Source organism: Streptomyces sp. NPDC002537 (assembly GCF_053594975.1).
The window spans coordinates 1-13,225 of the sequence record NZ_JBSFWT010000090.1 but is presented as its reverse complement, the minus strand read 5'-3'; the positions used below and the strand labels follow the sequence as shown (position 1 = coordinate 13,225).

12 protein-coding genes and 1 tRNA gene are annotated in these 13,225 nt (G+C 72.5%); 7 read left to right on the top strand and 6 right to left on the bottom strand.

Features of this window, described 5'->3' with window-relative positions; all coding sequences use genetic code 11:
- Positions 1-318 precede the first annotated feature (318 nt).
- Positions 319-1,557, top strand: coding sequence for an alpha/beta hydrolase family protein (locus ACWD4A_RS29635; protein ID WP_451198628.1), 1,239 nt, complete (start codon positions 319-321; stop codon positions 1,555-1,557).
- A 13-nt stretch (positions 1,558-1,570) separates the two neighbouring features.
- On the opposite strand, the gene ACWD4A_RS29630 is transcribed toward ACWD4A_RS29635, so the two are convergent.
- Together ACWD4A_RS29630 and ACWD4A_RS29625 are read right to left on the bottom strand one after the other, a co-directional pair.
- Positions 1,571-2,422, bottom strand: a complete 852-nt coding sequence (locus ACWD4A_RS29630; protein ID WP_451198626.1) for a MurR/RpiR family transcriptional regulator — start codon at positions 2,420-2,422, stop codon at positions 1,571-1,573.
- 109 nt (positions 2,423-2,531) lie between these two features.
- On the bottom strand, positions 2,532-3,896 hold the full coding sequence (locus ACWD4A_RS29625; RefSeq protein WP_451198624.1) for an acyl-CoA synthetase: 1,365 nt from the start codon (positions 3,894-3,896) through the stop codon (positions 2,532-2,534).
- A gap of 109 nt (positions 3,897-4,005) precedes the next feature.
- On the opposite strand from ACWD4A_RS29625, the gene ACWD4A_RS29620 reads away from it, so the two are divergent.
- Positions 4,006-4,437, top strand: a complete 432-nt coding sequence (locus tag ACWD4A_RS29620) for a hypothetical protein (RefSeq protein WP_451198623.1) — start codon at positions 4,006-4,008, stop codon at positions 4,435-4,437.
- A gap of 315 nt (positions 4,438-4,752) precedes the next feature.
- Here ACWD4A_RS29620 and ACWD4A_RS29615 read toward each other — a convergent pair whose 3' ends face one another.
- Positions 4,753-6,150, bottom strand: coding sequence for a cystathionine beta-synthase (locus tag ACWD4A_RS29615; protein ID WP_451198621.1), 1,398 nt, complete (start codon positions 6,148-6,150; stop codon positions 4,753-4,755).
- A gap of 636 nt (positions 6,151-6,786) precedes the next feature.
- On the opposite strand from ACWD4A_RS29615, the gene ACWD4A_RS29610 reads away from it, so the two are divergent.
- The 3 genes from ACWD4A_RS29610 (at position 6,787) to ACWD4A_RS29600 (ending at position 10,544) form a co-directional block, all read left to right on the top strand.
- Positions 6,787-7,815, top strand: a complete 1,029-nt coding sequence (locus ACWD4A_RS29610) for an SGNH/GDSL hydrolase family protein (RefSeq protein WP_451198620.1) — start codon at positions 6,787-6,789, stop codon at positions 7,813-7,815.
- Between the two features lie 454 nt (positions 7,816-8,269).
- On the top strand, positions 8,270-9,490 hold the full coding sequence (locus tag ACWD4A_RS29605) for an acetyl-CoA C-acetyltransferase (RefSeq protein ID WP_451198619.1): 1,221 nt from the start codon (positions 8,270-8,272) through the stop codon (positions 9,488-9,490).
- 229 nt (positions 9,491-9,719) lie between these two features.
- Entirely contained in the window at positions 9,720-10,544 is an 825-nt protein-coding gene (locus tag ACWD4A_RS29600; RefSeq protein WP_451198617.1) for a hypothetical protein, read from the top strand.
- Positions 10,545-10,559: 15 nt separating this feature from the next.
- On the opposite strand, the gene ACWD4A_RS29595 is transcribed toward ACWD4A_RS29600, so the two are convergent.
- Positions 10,560-10,898: a hypothetical protein gene (locus ACWD4A_RS29595; RefSeq protein ID WP_451198616.1), complete on the bottom strand. Its 339-nt coding sequence runs from the start codon at positions 10,896-10,898 to the stop codon at positions 10,560-10,562.
- A gap of 98 nt (positions 10,899-10,996) precedes the next feature.
- On the opposite strand from ACWD4A_RS29595, the gene ACWD4A_RS29590 reads away from it, so the two are divergent.
- Positions 10,997-11,227, top strand: a complete 231-nt coding sequence (locus tag ACWD4A_RS29590) for a DUF4287 domain-containing protein (RefSeq protein WP_451198615.1) — start codon at positions 10,997-10,999, stop codon at positions 11,225-11,227.
- Between the two features lie 115 nt (positions 11,228-11,342).
- Here ACWD4A_RS29590 and ACWD4A_RS29585 read toward each other — a convergent pair whose 3' ends face one another.
- On the bottom strand, positions 11,343-12,197 hold the full coding sequence (locus tag ACWD4A_RS29585) for a Bax inhibitor-1/YccA family protein (protein WP_451198614.1): 855 nt from the start codon (positions 12,195-12,197) through the stop codon (positions 11,343-11,345).
- 166 nt (positions 12,198-12,363) lie between these two features.
- Positions 12,364-12,446 (bottom strand) — tRNA-Leu (locus ACWD4A_RS29580).
- A gap of 355 nt (positions 12,447-12,801) precedes the next feature.
- Between ACWD4A_RS29580 and ACWD4A_RS29575 the strand changes: the two genes are divergently transcribed.
- The coding region (locus ACWD4A_RS29575) for an ABC transporter ATP-binding protein (protein ID WP_451198612.1) at positions 12,802-13,225 on the top strand (424 nt) is incomplete at its 3' end.

The following is a 13,225-nucleotide window of genomic DNA, read 5'->3' as shown; positions in this document are numbered from 1 at the left end:
GGCGGCCTGCGGCCGCGTCCTCAAACGCCGGACGGGCTGATTTTGCCGGCGTGGGCCGCAGCCTGCGGGCCGCAGGTCAAAGAACCACGGTCCGCAAATTCAGCCCGTCCGGCGTTTGAGGACAACGCGGCGAAGCCGTGTTGCGGGGTCTGGGGCGGAGCCCCAGTTTCGGGAAGGGGCGGGGCTGGGGAAAAAATCCCGCCGGAGTCATACCCCGGTATCACCCACAACTTGGCACCGCCGTATGACGCCCCCACAGGACCCCGATCCATAAAGTCGCCGCGTCAGCGACAACAGGCACCGGAGACGGGGGCAGACATGCAGGGACTGAGGCGGCGAGCCGCCGTCGCGGCGGTGGCATTGGCCATGACCGGTCTGCTGAGCGCGCTCACGCCCGCGCACGCGGAACCGCGGCAGACGATCCCCGCCCCCACCGGCCCGTACGCCGTCGGCACGACGACCCGCCACCTGGTGGACCCCACCCGCGAGGACCCCTGGAAGCCGGGCCACCGCGAGGTGATGGTCAGCCTCTTCTACCCGACGACGGACAAAGGCAACGGCAGGACGGCGCCCCACATGGACCCCGACTCCGCACGGCACTTCGGGTCCGCCCGCGGCGCGGGCGCGTTCAACTACGGGGTGCGCGCGGACGCCGCCGACTGGGCGGCCACGCGCACCCACGCGCGCGTGGACGTCCCGGTGGCGCGCGGGGGCCACGGACTGCCGGTCGTGCTGTACTCGGCGGGTCTGGGCGACCCGCGCACCTGGAACACGGGGCTCGTGGAGGAGCTGGCCTCGCGTGGCTATGTGGTCGTGACGGTGGACCACACGTACGACTCCTCCGAGGTGCGCTTCCCCGGCGGGCGGCTGGCGGAGACGGTGCTTCCGTCGATGACGGGCGCCCCGGTGGGCGAGGTCGACGCGACGCTGCGCCGGGCGCTGGGGGCGCGGGTGGCGGACACCCGGTTCGTCCTGGACACCCTCGGCGACGCCACCTGGCGGCAGGGCCTGCCGCGCGGCCTGGGCCGGGCCATGGACCTGCGCCGGATCGGCATGGCCGGGCACTCGGCGGGCGGCTCCACCGCGGCGCAGGCGATGCACGACGACCGCCGGGTGACGGCGGGGGTCGACATGGACGGGCAGATGGAGTTCCCCCTTCCGGACAGCTCGGGCGACTCCCTGAGCACGGCCGCGCGCGACGGCGTGGACCGGCCGTTCCTCCTGCTGGGCTCGGACGGCGAGGGCGCGCGGGACAACCGGCGGTCCTGGGCGGCCTTCCGGCAGCACTCGCGCGGCTGGCAGGCGGAGTACGCCATGACGGGCGCGCGGCACGGCGCGTACACCGACGCGCCGTCCCTGCTGCCCGGCTTCGCCCGGCAGGGCGCGCTGTCGGAGGACGGTCTGCGGCAGGACGTCGGGACCGTACGGCCGGAGCGGGCGGTCGCGGCGGCCCGCGCGTACGTGGTGTCGTTCTTCGACCGCTTCCTGAAGGGCCGCGACGACCGTCTCCTCGACGGCCCGTCGGCCCGCTTCCCGGAGATGGTCCGCGCGAACTGAGGCCTTTGCGGCCCTACTCCACGAAGAGCCCCCGGGCCGCCGCCTTCGCGTCGAACTCCTCCAGGCGCGCCTGCGCGTCCGGCAGGGCGTCGCACATGGCCTCCAGGAGCACGCGCCCCAGCAGCATCGGGGCGCACGCCGTGTCGAAGGCGAGGCCCGTACCGACGGCGGCGGGGAGGAGGAGATCACTGTGCCGGGCCACGGGGGCGAAGGTGGAGTCGGCGACGGTGACGACGGTCAGGCCCTCGCCCCGCGCGTACTCCAGCGCCTCGACGACCTCGCGCGGGTGACGGGGCAGCGCGAAGCACAGCAGGGCGCTCGCCCCGGCGCGGACGGCCACGTCGATGCGGTCGGCGAGCAGGGTGCCGCCCTCGTCGAGGAGGCGGACGTCGGGGTGGACCTTGCGCGCGAAGTAGGCGAAGCCGGCGGCCTGCGCGGTCGCGGCGCGCAGGCCGAGCACGGGCAGCGGCCGGGAGTCGGCGAGCAGCCGCCCGGCGCGGGCGACGGGCTCGGGGTCGGCGAGCAGCGAGGAGAGGTGGCGGAGGTTGTCGATCTCCGCCTGGACGGCCTGCTGGTACTCGTTGTACGAGCTGTCGCCGGTCTCGGCGGCCGCGGGGACGACGTCGCGCAGATGGCGGCGGAGCGCGGGGTAGCCGTCGAAGCCGAGGGCGACGGCGAAGCGGGTCACGGACGGCTGGCTGACCCCGGCGAGCTCGGCGAGCTCGACGCTGGAGAGGAAGGGCGCGTCGGCGGAGCGGCGCACCATGCAGTGGGCGATGCGCCGCTGGGTGGGCGTCAGCCGGTGGCCCTCGAAGAGCTTCTGGAGCCGTGCGGTGGCTTCGGGCTCGCCTCCGTTGTCGCTCATCGGGTCCTCCATCGTCGTCGGTGTACGGGTCCGGCCGGCGGGCCGGTACCGTCACATTCACTGCTCCCCGGCCCTGCATGAAATTATGCAGGGCCGGGGAGGGCGTGCCTCACACCGGCGGGAGCAGCTTCTTCTGCGGCTTGCCCATGGCGTTCCGCGGCAGCGCGGCGAGGAAACGGACGCGGCGCGGCCGCTTGTGGACGGAGAGGTGCCCGGCCACGAAGTCGATCAGCGCCTGCTCGGTCACCCCGTCGGCCACCACATAGGCGACGATCTCCTGGCCGAGGTCGTCGTGCGGGACGCCGACGACGGCCGCCTCGCTCACCGCGGGGTGGTCGAGCAGCGCGTTCTCGACCTCACCGGCGCCGATCCGGTAACCGCCGGACTTGATCAGGTCGGTGGAGGCGCGGCCCACGATGCGGTGCGTGCCGTCCGGCTCGACGGTGGCGATGTCGCCCGTACGGAACCAGCCGTCGTCGGTGAACGCGGCCGCGGTCGCCTCGGGACGGCCCAGGTAGCCGGTGAAGAGCGTCGGCCCGCACAGCTCCAGTTCGCCGATGCCGCTCTCGGTCCGCGCGAGCCGGGTCCGCACGCCGGGCAGCGGCAGGCCGACCGAGCCGGGGCGGCGGTCGCCGTCGGCGCGGGTGGAGAGGGTGATGAGGGTTTCCGTCATGCCGTACCGCTCGACGGGCCTGCTCCCGGTGAGCTCCTCCAGGTCGCGGAAGACGGGCGCGGGCAGCGCGGCGCTGCCCGACACCAGCAGCCGCGCCTTGCCGAGTTCGCGGGCGGCGGCGGGGTCGCGGACGACGCGGGACCACACGGTCGGCACGCCGAAGTACAGGCTGCCGTCCGCGGCCGCGTACGCCTCGGGGGTCGGGCGGCCGGTGTGCACCAGGCGGCTGCCGGTGCGCAGCGCGCCCAGCACGCCGAGGACGAGGCCGTGCACATGGAAGAGCGGCAGGCCGTGCACGAGGGTGTCGTCGGCGCTCCACTGCCAGGCGTCGGCCAGCCCGTCGAGGCCCGCGGCGACGGCCCCGCGGGGGATCTCGACGCCCTTGGGCGAGCCGGTGGTGCCGGAGGTGTAGAGGATCAGGGCGGTCGCGCGCGGGTCCGCCTCGGGGCCGGTCCAGTCGGCGCGTTCCCGTATGTCGACGGGGACGTCTCCCCCGGCGCCCAGGACCAGCTCGGTCCCGGAGTCCCGCAGGATGTGGTCCCGTTCGGCGGGCCCGGCGTCCGGCGGCAGCGGCACCACGGGCACCCCGGCGAGCAGCCCGCCGACGACGGCCGCGACGGTCTCCAGCGTGGCCTCCGCCCGTACGGCCACTGAGGAGGCACCGGCGACGCGCGCGGCCACGGCGCGGGCGGCGCCCAGCAGTTGGTCCCGCGAGCAGGGGCGGCCGGCGACGGTGAGGGCGTCGGCGGAGTCGGTCCCGGCGGCGAGGGAGGCCAGCAGGGGGACGGTCGGTTCGTGCACGGACTGCTCCTTCCACGGGGACGGCCCGGGAGTCCGGGGACAGCCCCCACTGCGGATACGGGTGCTGGCCCCAGCGACCCGGGGCCACCGCGACCGTACCGTCGCAGGCATGACTGCCCACGACCCCGACCTCAAGAGCGACCTGCACAAGGAACTCGACGCGACCCTCCAGACCCGCAAGGAGCTGGGCCCGGAGTACGAGTCGGAACTGGTCGACGGCTTCCTGGAGAAGGTCGACCGGAAGCTCGACAGCGCCGTCGACCGGCAGGTGCGCAGGCACCTCGCCGAGCGGCGGATGGACACGGCCCGCGGCGTCCGCCCCCGGGCGGGCGAGGCCGGCCCCGGCACCTTCGGCGAGCGCTTCGGCTTCGCCGCGATCTCCCTGGTGCTGGCGATCCCGCTGTCCGCCATCGGCACGGCCAACGCGGGCCTGCCCGGCCTGCTGGTGACCTGGGCGGGGATCGTGGGCGTCAACGCGCTGAACGTGACGGGATTCTTCCCGTGGCCGGGGCGGCCGCGGCAGGACCGCGACCGGCTCTAGCGGGGCCTCGGGAAGGAGGGGGAAGAGGGAGGCGGGGGGCCGCCGCACTCCGGCCGGAGCCGGGGTCGGGACGACGGCGGTCCCCCGCGGGACACGGGCCCGGCCCGCGCCGGTCCTCCGCGTCCGGACGGCCATGGAGTCCGGGAGCCGCTCCGGAGGTCCTGCCGTCGTATCGGGGTGCCGGCCGGAGAGCGCTCTCCCCGCCGACACCCCTCACTATGCAGGGCCCTTGTTAAGCCCGTGCTGCGGGCGCGTGACGCATACGTACCCTTTACGGGCCGCACGCGCCTCTTGCCGTTCACCTGACGGCGACGGCTACTTGACGGCCCCGTTCGCGTCCTCGGCGAGGAAGGCGAGCAGGTCCTGACGGCTCACCACGCCCTTCGGCTTGCCCTCGACCAGCACGATCGCCGCGTCGGCGGTGCCGAGCGCGGACATCAGGTCGGCGATCGGCTCACCGGAGCCGACCTGCGGCAGCGGGGCGCACATGTGCTTCTCCAGCGGGTCGGACAGCGAGGCCCGCTTGGTGAACAGGGCGTCCAGCAGCTCCCGTTCGACGACCGAGCCGACGACCTCGGCGGCCATCACATCGGGGTGCCCCGCGCCCGGCTTGACGATGGGCATCTGCGAGACGCCGTACTCGCGGAGCACCTCGATGGCCTCGCCCACGGTCTCCTCCGGGTGCATGTGCACCAGCGAAGGCAGGCCGCCCTCCTTGCGGTTCAGCACGTCGATGACGCGGGCGGACGGGCCGGCCTCGTCCAGGAAGCCGTAGTTGGCCATCCACTCGTCGTTGAAGATCTTGCTCAGGTAGCCGCGGCCGCTGTCCGGCAGCAGGACGACCACCACGTCGTCCGGGCCGAGCCGCTCGGCGACGCGCAGCGCGGAGACGACCGCCATGCCGCAGGAGCCGCCCACCAGCAGGCCCTCCTCCTTGGCGAGGCGGCGCGTCATCTGGAAGGCGTCCTTGTCGGAAACCGGAACGATCTCGTCTGCGACGGTCTCGTCGTAGGCGGTCGGCCAGAAGTCCTCGCCGACACCCTCGATCAGGTACGGACGGCCCGAACCGCCGCTGTAGACCGAGCCCTCCGGGTCGGAACCGATGACCTTGACCCGGCCGTCGCTGGCGTCCTTCAGATAACGGCCCGTGCCGCTGATCGTGCCGCCGGTGCCCACGCCCGTGACGAAGTGGGTGATCTTCCCCTCCGTCTGCTCCCAGATCTCCGGGCCGGTGGACTCGTAGTGGGAGCGCGCGTTGTTGGGGTTGGCGTACTGGTTGGGCTTCCAGGCGTTGGGCGTCTCACGGACGAGGCGGTCGGAGACGTTGTAGTACGAGTCGGGGTGCTCCGGGGCGACGGCGGTCGGGCAGACCACGACCTCGGCACCGTAGGCCCGCAGGACGTTGATCTTGTCCTGGGAGACCTTGTCCGGGCAGACGAAGATGCACTTGTAGCCCTTCTGCTGGGCCACCATCGCCAGGCCGACACCGGTGTTCCCGGACGTCGGCTCCACGATCGTCCCGCCCGGCTTGAGCTCGCCGGACTTTTCCGCGGCCTCGATCATCCGCACGGCGATACGGTCCTTCACCGAACCGCCCGGGTTGAGGTACTCGACCTTGGCAAGGACAGTGGCCTGAATGCCTTCGGTCACGTTGTTGAGCTTTACCAGCGGGGTGTTGCCAATGAGCTCAATCATCGAATCGTGATACTGCACGGTGATCTCCGCGGTCAGGGGCACTAGCAGTTCGCGTACCCATACGCCCCCAGCGTATTGCGCGTTCGCGCGCACCAGCCCATGATCTACGCCCTAGTTGCCCAGGTCGTACCCCAAACCCCCGGTAACCGTGGGAGCGCCCCCGACCCCTCCCGAACGGGGCTCCGCCCCGGACCCCGCAACACGGCTTCGCCGCGTTGTCCTCAAACGCCGGACGGGCTGAATTCGCACGCCCGGCAACAACCGGGGGCTCCGCCCCCAGCCCCCTACCGGCGGCCAAGACCCAGGTTTCAAGCCCACGGCCACCACATCCAGCCCGTCCGGCGACCGAGGAGACGGCCGCAGACAGCGACAGGCCCTCAGCTTCAAGACCACGGTCCGCATATCCAGCCCGTCCGGCGTTTGAGGACGCGGCCGCAGGCCGCCCCCGCCGCAGGCGGCGATGGGCCCGCAGCGTCAAGACCACGGTCCGCGAATCCAGCCCGTCCGGCGTTTGAGGACGCTCCCGGAGGGAGCTCCCGCCGCAGGCGGCTACGGCGCGGCAGCCGGGACGCGGTCCTCGCCCAGCGGCGAGCGCCCCGGTTTCGACACAGGCCCCCACCGGGGAAAGAACCAGGGCAGGAGGTGCAGGCGACCATGTCCATGGCGAGGGCAAGAGCAGCCCGCCGTATCGCGGCGGCAGCCGCGTACGGCGGTGGCGGAATCGGCCTGCTCGGCGCGACCGCGTTCGGCATCCTGCTCACCGAGGCCCGCCTCGCCAGACGCGTCGTCGGCGGCCTGCACGAACCCCCGCCCCACGCGGACGGCCGCTACGGCTCCGCGTTCGTCCACCGCCTGGGCCGCGAGCCGCTGCTGCTCGGCGTGCTCGGCGACTCCACGGCCGCCGGTCAGGGCGTGCACCGCCCTCGGCAGACCCCCGGCGCGCTCCTGGCCTCGGGCCTCGCGGCCGTCGCCGAACGGCCGGTGGAGCTGCGCAACGTGGCCCTGTCCGGCGCTCAGTCCCACGACCTGGACCGGCAGGTGACCCTGCTCGTCGAGGACCAGGACCGGGCCCCCGACGTCTGCGTGATCATGATCGGCGCCAATGACGTCACCCACGGAATGCCCGCGGCCCGTTCCGTGCACCTGCTGTCGGACGCCGTGCGCAGGCTGCGCGAGGCAGGCTGCGAGGTCGTGGTGGGCACCTGCCCTGACCTCGGCACGATCGAGCCGGTGTACCAGCCGCTGCGCTGGGTGGCCCGGCGGCAGAGCCGCCAGCTGGCCGCGGCGCAGACGATAGGAGTGCTGGAGGCCGGTGGCCGTACGGTCTCGCTGGGCGACCTGCTGGGCCCCGAGTTCGCGCAGAACCCCCGCGAGCTGTTCGGCCCGGACAACTACCACCCCTCCGCCGAGGGGTACGCGACGGCGGCGATGGCCGTCCTGCCGACGCTGTGCGCCGCGCTGGGGCTGTGGCCCCAGGACGAGGAGCGGCCGGACGCGGCGCGGCGCGAGGGCATCCTGCCGGTGGCCCGTGCGGCGGCCGCCGCCGCGGCGGAGGGCGGTACCGAGGTCACCGCGGCCCGCGGCCGCTGGGCCCTCCTCAAGCACCGCAAACGCCGCCGCCTGCCCACACAGACGGAAGCGACCCCGAGGCACGTCTGGCAACGCGCCGCCCGAGGTGTCTGACCGGGGCGCTCGCCGCTGGGCGAGGACCGTGTCCCGGCCGCCGCGCCGGGGCGCTCGCCGCTGGGCGAGGACCGTGTCCCGGCTGCCGCGCCGTCGCCGCCTGCGGCGGGGGCTCCCTTCGGGAGCGTCCTCAATCGCCGGACGGGCTGGATATGCGGACTGCGGCCTTGACGCTGCGGGCCCGTAGCCGCCTGTGGCCGTGGGCTTGAAACCGTGGGTCTTGGTCGCCGGTAGGGGGCTGGGGGCGGAGCCCCCGGTTGTTGCCGGGCGCACGAATTCAGCCCGTCCGGCGATTGAGGACGCGGCCGCAGGCCGCCTCCGCCGCAGGCGGCAACGGCGAGAAGCGAGAGACCATGGAAAAGAGTGCGGCATCACAGCGAAGGAGCCGTGACCGAAGCCCTACCAACGGGTAACTTCCTTTCGGAGTCCGCCCTCTCACGCCCCTGGAGCCGTGATGCCCGAAGCCGTGATCGTCTCAGCCGCCCGTTCCCCGATCGGCCGTGCCTTCAAGGGCTCGCTCAAGGAGATGCGCGCCGACGACCTGACCGCGACGATCATCGGGGCCGCCCTCGCCAAGGTCCCCGAGCTCGACCCGCGCGACATCGACGACCTGATGCTCGGCTGCGGCCTGCCCGGCGGCGAGCAGGGCCACAACCTCGGGCGGATCGTCGCCGTACAGATGGGCATGGACCACCTGCCCGGCTGCACGATCACCCGCTACTGCTCCTCGTCGCTGCAGACCTCGCGGATGGCCCTGCACGCCATCAAGGCGGGCGAGGGCGACGTCTTCATCTCGGCGGGCGTCGAGACGGTGTCCCGTACGGTGAACGGCTCCTCGGACGGCATGCCGGGCAGCCACAACACGCTCTTCGCCGAGGCGGAGGCCCGTACGGCGGCCCGCGCCGAGGGCGGGTCGGACGAGTGGCACGACCCGCGCGAGGACGGCCTGGTGCCGGACGCGTACATCGCGATGGGGCAGACCGCCGAGAACCTGGCCCGGCTGAAGGGCATCACCCGCCAGGAGATGGACGAGTTCGGCGTCCGCTCGCAGAACCTCGCGGAGGAGGCCATCAAGCAGGGCTTCTGGGAGCGCGAGATCACCCCCGTCACCACCCCGGACGGCACGGTCGTCAGCAAGGACGACGGCCCGCGCGCGGGCGTGACGCTGGAGGGCGTCCAGGGCCTGAAGCCGTCCTTCCGCCCCGACGGGCTGGTCACGCCGGGCAACTGCTGCCCGCTGAACGACGGCGCCGCCGCGCTGGTGATCATGTCCGACACCAAGGCGCGGGAGCTGGGCCTCACCCCGCTCGCCCGGATCGTATCCACGGGCGTCTCCGCCCTCTCCCCCGAGATCATGGGCTTCGGCCCGGTCGAGGCCAGCCGGCAGGCGCTGCGGCGGGCCGGGCTCGGCATCGGCGACATCGACCTGATCGAGATCAACGAGGCGTTCGCCGCGCAGGTCATCCCCTCCTACCGCGAGCTGGGCGCGGACCTGGACCGGGTGAACGTCAACGGCGGCGCGATCGCCGTCGGCCACCCCTTCGGCATGACCGGTGCCCGCATCACCGGCACCCTCATCAACTCGCTCCAGTGGCACGACAAGCAGTTCGGCCTGGAGACGATGTGCGTGGGCGGCGGCCAGGGCATGGCCATGGTGATCGAGCGGCTGAGCTGAGGCTTCAAACGCCCTTCCCGGGATCCCTTGCGGAACCGTGACCGAATCGCCTTCAGGATGTGACCAATGTCGTGAAGGCGATTCGTTTCCGCAGGTCAAGGATGTTGGAGGAAGGACGCCAGGCCTTAAGTCCCGTCCTTTTCACGACGTTTTGCACTATGGCCCCACGGCGCGGCCCATCAAGCTGAGGTAGGAATCTGGGGGATCCATAGCAACCGGGAGTACGTCAGTGAGCGCCATGAACCTTGCCCTGCTGCTGGCCGCTGCCACGGCGACGGCCGCGGGCGCCGCCGCCCTGTACAGCACCCGCGGCCTGCGCCGGCAGATCCTCGCCCTGCGCGCCGACCTCTCGGCCGCGGGCGCGGAGCGCCGGGCGGCCGCCCCGGTGCCCGCCGCCCGGCCCGCGCCCGGCGCGGAGGAGCTCGCGGAGATACGGGCGGCCGTCGCCGACGCCCTCGCCGAGGAGCGGGAGCGGGAGCTGGCGGAGGCCCGCGCGTTCTGGGCGGCCCAGGAGAGCCGGGACCTGAGCACCGCCGCCGACGCCCCGTCGCTGCTGGGCGGTCTGCCGGGGTTCGGTGACGACCTGTTCTCCGACGGCCCCTACGGCGGCCCCTTCCTGCCCCGTCAGGCCGACTTCAGCGGCCTGGAGCCGCTGGACCCGGCCATCGAGTCCGAGGTGGCGGACTCCCCCGAGCTGGCGGCGGCGCGCCGCCGTCATCCCTCGCACCCCGACTTCACACCGATGTCACCGGCGGGCGACCACGAGAGCACCGTCGAGCGGCTCACGGAGCTCGCGGACGCCCGGATCCCGCTCACCGACGTCCGGCCCGGCCCGCTGGGCACCCTCGACGTCTACGTCTTCGCCGACGGCACCACGATCTGTATGACGCCCGGCCACCGGGAGACCGCCGAGCGGCTCACGGAGGCGCTGCGCGCCGGGCACGCGCCGGTGCTGCTGGGCGGCTCGGGCGTCTCCGGGGCGTACGCCCTGACGTTCGACTGCGCGGCGGAGCGGGTCTACGTCCTCGCCGACCGGGTCATCGCCTCGCTCTAGCCCGGGGCTCCGCTCTCACAGCCCGCAGCGCTGCGCGGCGGCCTCGATCAGCGCGATCGCCTCCGCGGCCCCGATCCCCTCGGGCGTCCGCTTTCCGCCGTCGGCCGCCAGCGCTTCGGCCAAATCGTGGCCGGCCACGGCCACTTGGTCGGCGACCGCGAACATGCCCGCCTCGGGCATTTCCCTCGGCTCGCCGGACTCCGGTTCCTCGATCCGCTGGGTCCACACCGCCAACTCACGAGCCAGGGCCAGCGCTTCCGCGGCCGCCCCCCGGCTCAGGCGGGACTGCGGCAGGGCCCGCAGCCGGTCGGCGAAACCGTCCACGGCGGCCAGAAGAGACGTCACATCATCCACAGCGCGAGCCTATGCGCTGTGGACGGACTGTTGCCAACGCCTTAACACTCAGGCACGGTGACAGGAAGGACCATCATCCGACGCGTCCGGAGGCGCCGATGTCCTACGTCTTCTCCGACGAGACCCACCGGAACCTGCTCTCCCGTATCCCTCACTGCACCGGCCGCGAGGTCGCCGACTGGCTGCGCACGGTCGAAGAAGGCCCGTCTCTCTCCCGCTTCGAGGAGAAGGTGAGCTGGCTGCGCGGAGAGCACGACCTCGCGTACGGCCACGCCAAGGCAATCGTCCACGAGTACGACCTCCGGCGGGCGGCACGGAAGTTCCGGTAGGAAACCGCTCCCCCTTCACCACGGCGCGCAACGGGGCACCCAATGGCGAAGGGCCCGGGGATCCACCCTCTCGGATGGCTCCCCGGGCCCTTCGTCCGCCGTCGGCGGGAGGCGGCTAGTCGTCGCCGCCCAGGATGGAGACCAGGCGCAGCATCTCCGTGTAGATCCAGACCAGCGACAGCGTCAGGCCGAAGGCCGCGGTCCAGGAGGCCTCGCGGGGGGCACCGTAGGCGATGCCGTCCTCGATCTCCTTGAAGTTCATCGCGAGGTACGCGGCGCCGATCAGCACGCCGATGACGCCGATGCCGATGCCCAGCGGGCCGCTGCGCAGACCGAGGCCGTCACCGCCGCCGATCGCGGCGAACAGCAGGTTCGCCAGCATCAGCAGCATGAAGCCGATGGCCGCCGCGGTCACCACGCGGTAGAAGCGGTTGTTGACCCGGATGACGCCGGTCTTGTAGGCGATCAGGGTGCCGACGGAGACCGCGATCGTGCCCAGCACCGCCTGCACGGGGGCGCCGTCCACGAGGTGGTTGTACAGCTTGCTGATGATGCCGAGGGCCAGGCCCTCGAAGATCGCGTAGCCCAGGATCAGCCCCGGGGAGGGCTTCGCCTTGAACTGCTGGACGATGCCGAGCACCGCCGCGACGATGCCGGCCACGAAGGCGACGCCGATCGGCAGGTTCGTCGCCCAGCCGATCGCGGCACCGACGATGACCAGGCCCAGCGTCATCGCGGTGCGCATGACGACGTCGTCCATGGTCATCCGGCCGGGCTGCGCGGGGGCGCCCTGCTGGAGGCCGGGACCGCCCGGTGCGTACGGATCGGCCGCGTACGGGTTGGTGGGCTCGGCGTAGGGGCTGCTCGCATAGGGGTTGCCCTGGGCGGTCCCGGCCTGCGGCCCGGTGCCGAAGCCCGCGTAGCCGCCGTCTCGGAACCCTCGCGAGAAGACCGGGTTGCTGCTCCTCATCTCACTCCTCCATGGCCACACGGCGCGGCCTTGCGCACCAGAGTAATGGGTGGGCAAAGTATGCGGGCTCGTGCTGAGGGACGATCTCTTTCCCACGCCTCTAGGGGGAACGCGAACTGGAGGCAGTCGGTTCCCTACGGAGCGTATGGGCCATGGAGCAGCAGAGTGCCCGGAGCCGGACTTGAACCGGCACGGCCCGAAGGGCCAGCGAGGTTTAAGCTCGCCGTGTCTGCATTCCACCATCCGGGCAGGGCTCTCGGGCGCGCGAGCGGGAAGGCGCGCGAGCCTCTCTTACCGAAGAGAGCAGGATGAGCCTAGCCGGGGAGCGCCCCCCAAACAGCGGAACGAGGACCCGAGGTTGTCTTATTTTATTGGCAACTGAGGGTCCATCAGCACAAGGGGCGCGTCAAAGGCACATGCCACGGGCCGATACCCCCTGCTCCGTGCCCCACCCCCGCTCCGGACCGGAATTGTCGCAATCTCGCCGCCGGACTCCGGGGTTCCCGTCATACCAGAGGAGGAGGATCCGCCCCGTGGATACCTCCGTGGTCTGCCCCGGGAACGGGAGCCTGGGCTGATCCCCCGCGGCGTTCCGCGTCGGACGATGGTGTACGTCCCCCGCACCCCGTCCCGACAGGAGCGCTTCGCCGTGCACCCCTCCAGCTCGCCCATCGGCGTCCAGACCGCCGCCCGCCCGACCGCGGTGGCGGCCCACGCCACGGATCTCTCCAAGGTCTACGGCCACGGCGAGACCCAGGTGGTCGCGCTGGACTCGGTCTCGGTGCGGTTCCACCAGGCGCAGTTCACCGCGATCATGGGTCCGTCCGGTTCCGGCAAGTCCACGCTGATGCACTGCATGGCCGGTCTCGACACCGTCTCCCGCGGCTCCGCCCGCATCGGGGACACCGAGCTGACCACGCTCAACGACAAGAGGCTCACCCGCCTCCGGCGCGACAAGATCGGCTTCATCTTCCAGGCGTTCAACCTGCTGCCGACCCTGACCGCCCTGGAGAACATCACGCTCCCCA

Bases quoted from the DNA above. Each gene is read 5' to 3' on its own strand.
- ACWD4A_RS29635 (WP_451198628.1), top strand. From the start codon at position 319: ATGCAGGGACTGAGGCGGCGAGCCGCCGTCGCGGCGGTGGCATTGGCC.
- ACWD4A_RS29630 (WP_451198626.1), bottom strand. From the start codon at position 2,422: ATGAGCGACAACGGAGGCGAGCCCGAAGCCACCGCACGGCTCCAGAAG.
- ACWD4A_RS29620 (WP_451198623.1), top strand. From the start codon at position 4,006: ATGACTGCCCACGACCCCGACCTCAAGAGCGACCTGCACAAGGAACTC.
- ACWD4A_RS29610 (WP_451198620.1), top strand. From the start codon at position 6,787: ATGTCCATGGCGAGGGCAAGAGCAGCCCGCCGTATCGCGGCGGCAGCC.
- ACWD4A_RS29605 (WP_451198619.1), top strand. From the start codon at position 8,270: ATGCCCGAAGCCGTGATCGTCTCAGCCGCCCGTTCCCCGATCGGCCGT.
- ACWD4A_RS29590 (WP_451198615.1), top strand. From the start codon at position 10,997: ATGTCCTACGTCTTCTCCGACGAGACCCACCGGAACCTGCTCTCCCGT.
- ACWD4A_RS29585 (WP_451198614.1), bottom strand. From the start codon at position 12,197: ATGAGGAGCAGCAACCCGGTCTTCTCGCGAGGGTTCCGAGACGGCGGC.